This is a genomic window from Methylibium sp. (assembly GCF_013817365.1).
GTDB lineage: Bacteria > Pseudomonadota > Gammaproteobacteria > Burkholderiales > Burkholderiaceae_C > Methylibium.
Genome location: NZ_JACDCU010000387.1, coordinates 1 through 3965, shown reverse-complemented (window position 1 = coordinate 3965; position 3965 = coordinate 1). Strand labels below are relative to the sequence as shown.

4 protein-coding genes are annotated in these 3965 nt (G+C 68.2%); all 4 read left to right on the top strand.

Going from position 1 to position 3965, the window contains the following annotated elements:
* Positions 1-260 precede the first annotated feature (260 nt).
* On the top strand, positions 261-1217 hold the full coding sequence (locus H0W38_RS18245; protein WP_292456748.1) for a D-alanine--D-alanine ligase: 957 nt from the start codon (positions 261-263) through the stop codon (positions 1215-1217).
* Between the two features lie 16 nt (positions 1218-1233).
* The gene (locus H0W38_RS18240; RefSeq protein ID WP_292456745.1) at positions 1234-2058 is read left to right on the top strand and encodes a cell division protein FtsQ/DivIB; all 825 of its coding nucleotides are present in this window, start codon (positions 1234-1236) and stop codon (positions 2056-2058) included.
* 17 nt (positions 2059-2075) lie between these two features.
* Positions 2076-3305 carry a cell division protein FtsA gene (gene ftsA / locus H0W38_RS18235; RefSeq protein WP_292456743.1) on the top strand — a complete coding sequence of 410 codons (1230 nt, stop codon included), beginning with the start codon at positions 2076-2078 and terminating at the stop codon, positions 3303-3305.
* Between the two features lie 31 nt (positions 3306-3336).
* A partial coding sequence (locus tag H0W38_RS18230; RefSeq protein WP_292456742.1) for a cell division protein FtsZ occupies positions 3337-3965 on the top strand: 629 nt, incomplete at its 3' end.

The following is a 3965-nucleotide window of genomic DNA, read 5'->3' as shown; positions in this document are numbered from 1 at the left end:
CGGCGGCGCGCCTGTGAGGCGGCGAGCAGCGCAGGGCTTGCGGGCAGCGCGCGTAGCGCGCTTCGTCAACTGACTCGTCGCGCCTGTTTGAGCGCAGTGAGCGCAGCGAACGAAGCGAGTTGTGCGACGGCCCGCAAGCCCGAGCAGCACAGCGCAGTCGCTGCGCTGCAGCGACCGCCGCACCGGCGTGCCGACGGACACCCGCCCACGGCTTTGCTCCAGCCGAAAACCCGCACGGCGCGCGCAGGAGAAAACCGACGATGAACGCCATCGACCCCAAGACCCTCGGCAAGGTCGCCGTGCTCATGGGCGGCAGCTCCGCCGAGCGCGAGATCTCGCTGATGTCGGGCGGCGGCGTGCTGCAAGCGCTGCTGAGCCAGGGTGTCGATGCGCACGCCTTCGACACCGCCGACCAAGACCTCGCCGAACTCAAGCGCGACGGCTTCGCAAGTGCCTTCATTGCCCTGCACGGCCGCCACGGCGAAGACGGCACGGTGCAGGGCGCGCTGGAGCTGCTCGGCATTCCCTACACCGGCTCCGGCGTGATGGCCTCCGCGATCGGCATGGACAAGATCATGACAAAACGCGTGTGGCTAGCCGAGGGCCTGCCGACGCCGCGCTACGTGCGGCTGGCGCCCGATGAGCAGACGCTGCAGCGCATCTCGCAGGTGCCGGTTCAGCTCGGCCTGCCGCTCATCGTCAAGCCGCCACGCGAAGGCTCCTCGATCGGCGTGACGAAGGTGACCGAGTTTGCGCACCTGCAGGCAGCCGTCGCGCTCTCGGCGAGCCACGACCCCGACGTGCTGTGCGAGGAGTTCATCGACGGCGAGGAGCTGACCTGCCCCGTGCTGGGCGAGGGCGCGAACGCCCGCGCCCTGCCGGTGATCCGCATCGTGCCGCCCGAGGCCGGCTACGACTACCAGAACAAGTACTTCACCGACGAGGTGCAGTACCTGTGCCCGAGCGGCCTGCCGGTCGAGGAGGAGGCGGAGATCCAGCGCATCACGCTGGCCGCCTACCGCACGCTCGGCTGCCGCGGCTGGGGTCGCGCCGACCTGATGCTGCGCGCCAGCGACCGCAAGCCCTTCCTGCTCGAGATCAACACCTCGCCGGGCATGACCAGCCATTCGCTGGTGCCGATGTCGGCACGCGCCGCCGGCATCAGCTACGAACAACTGTGCCTGCAACTGCTGCAGGCCGCCGCGCTCGATGCCTGATAACAAGAAGACCACCGTGCTGCGCCGCACCCGCAAACCCGCACGCACCGGCAAGCCCGAGGCGCCGCCCTGGGACGTGCGCGCCATGGAACTCGCGGCGCGGGGGCTGTTCGTCGCTGCGGTGCTGCTGTTCGCCGGCTTGCTGCTGACGTGGCTGATGCGCCTGCCGGCCTTCGATCTGCGCGCGATCGAACTCCGCGGCGAGATCACGCGCAACAGCGCCCCGACGATCCGCGCCAATGCCGCGCCGCGGCTGGCCGGCAACCTTTTCACCATCGATCTGGCACAGGCGCAGGCCGCCTTCGAGGCCGTGCCCTGGGTCCGGCGCGCCACCGTGCGGCGCGTCTGGCCCGACCGGCTCGAAGTCACCTTGGAGGAGCACCGCCCTGCCGCGTGGTGGCAGGTCGGAGAGGGCCAGGACCACCGCGGCCAGGACAAGCTGGTCAACGTGCAGGGCGAAGTGTTCGAGGCCAACCCGGGCGACGTGGAAGACGAAGCGTTGCCGGTCTTGCGCGGCCCCGAGGGCAGCGCAGCGGCGGTGCTCGCCATGCAGCGCCAATTGCTCCCGGTGTTCGCCGCGCTCGACACGCGCATCGATCAGCTCCGCCTGAGCGCGCGCGGCTCCTGGCGCGTGCTGCTGGACAGCGGCGCCGAGGTCGAGCTCGGCCGCGGCAGCGAAGACGAAGTGGTGGCGCGCGTGCAGGTCTTCGGCAGCACCGTGCCGCAACTGATCGCGCGCTACGAGCGGCCGCTGGAATACGCCGACCTGCGCCATGCCGACGGCTATGCGCTGCGGCTCAAGGGCGTGGGCACCGTCGTGCCGGCCCTGATGAAGAAATAAGGAAAACGAGGGCATCGATGGCCAAGGAATACAAGGATCTCGTCGTCGGGCTGGACATCGGCACCGCCAAGGTGATGGCGGTGGTGGCCGAGGTGCTGCCCGACGGCAAGCTGCGCGTCGCCGGCATCGGCACGGCCTCGTCGCACGGCCTCAAGCGAGGCGTGGTGGTCAACATCGACGCCACGGTGCAGTCGATCCAGCAGGCGCTCAAAGAGGCCGAGATGATGGCCGACTGCAAGATCACGCGCGTGTACACCGGCATCACCGGCAGCCACATTCGGGGCCAGAACAGCACGGGCATGGTGATCGTGCGCGACAAGGAGGTCACGCCGGTCGATGTGGCGCGGGTGGTCGAGACGGCCAAGGCGATCAACATCCCGAACGACCAGCGCCTGCTGCTCGTGGAGCCGCAGGAGTTCGTGATCGACGGCCACGAGGTCAAGGAGCCGATCGGCATGAGCGGCGGGCGGCTCGAGGTCAAGGTGCACATCGTGACGGGCGCGCAGAGCGCGGCCGAGAACATCGTCAAGTGCGTGCGGCGCTGCGGGCTCGAGGTGGACCAGCTCGTGCTCAACCCGAGCGCGTCCAGCCACGCGGTGCTCACCGAGGACGAGAAGGATCTCGGCGTGGCGCTGGTCGACATCGGCGCCGGCACCACCGATGTGTCGATCTTCACCGACGGCTCGGTGCGCCACACCGCGGTCATCCCGATCGCCGGCGACCTGATCACCAGCGACATCGCGATGGCGCTGCGCACGCCGACCAAGGATGCGGAGGAGATCAAGGTCGAGTACGGCGTCGCCAAGCAACTGTTGGCCGATCCGAACCAGCAGGTCGAAGTGCCTGGCCTGGGCGACCGCGCGCCGCGGATGCTGTCTCGTCAGGCACTCGCCGGCGTGATCGAGCCGCGCGTCGAGGAGATCTTCTCGCTCGTGCACCAGGTCATCCGTGAGAGCGGTTTCGAGGAACTGCTCTCCAGCGGCATCGTGCTCACCGGCGGCAGCGCGGTGATGCCCGGCATGGTCGAGCTCGGCGAAGACATTTTCTTGAAGCCGGTGAGGAAGGGCCTGCCCCTTTACGCCGGTGCACTGAACGACATGGTGGCGAGCCCGCGCTCGGCCACCGTCATGGGCTTGCTCGAAGAAGCGAGGCTGGCGCACACGCGCGGCATGAAAGCGGCACAACAGGCGGGCTCCGTGCAGACCCTGTTCGGCCGCGTGAGGGATTGGTTCATCGGCAATTTTTGAAACTCAACCGGCAACTGCAAGGGGAATTCACATGGGCATCGAGATGATTGAAGAGTTCGACATGGGCACACGCATCAAGGTGATCGGCGTGGGCGGCGGCGGCGGCAATGCGGTCGACCACATGATTGCGGAAGGCGTGCAGGGCGTGGAGTTCATCTGCGCGAACACCGACGCGCAGGCACTGCACCGCTCCAAGGCGGATCAGTTGATCCAGCTCGGCGGCACGGGGCTCGGTGCGGGCTCCAAGCCGGCCGTGGGCAAGGCCGCGGCCGAAGAAGCGGAGGGCCGCATCCGCGACTCGATTGCGGGCGCGAACATGATCTTCCTGACGGCGGGCATGGGCGGCGGCACCGGCACGGGCGCGGCACCCGTGATCGCGCGCGTGGCCAAGGAGATGGGCATCCTGACCGTCGGCGTGGTCACCAAGCCCTTCGAGTTCGAGGGTGGGCGGCGCATGAAGCAGGCCGAAGTGGGCTTGTCCGAACTGGAGGCCAACGTCGATTCGTTGATCGTCATCCTCAACGAGAAGCTGCTCGAGGTGCTGGGCGACGACATCTCGCAGGACATGGCCTTCAAGCAGGCCAACGACGTGCTCAAGAACGCCGTGGGCGGCATTGCCGACATCATCCACATCGACGCTTCGATCAACGTCGACTTCGA

Coding starts and splice junctions, on each gene's coding strand:
- H0W38_RS18245 (WP_292456748.1), top strand. CDS start 261: ATGAACGCCATCGACCCCAAGACCCTCGGCAAGGTCGCCGTGCTCATG.
- ftsA (WP_292456743.1), top strand. CDS start 2,076: ATGGCCAAGGAATACAAGGATCTCGTCGTCGGGCTGGACATCGGCACC.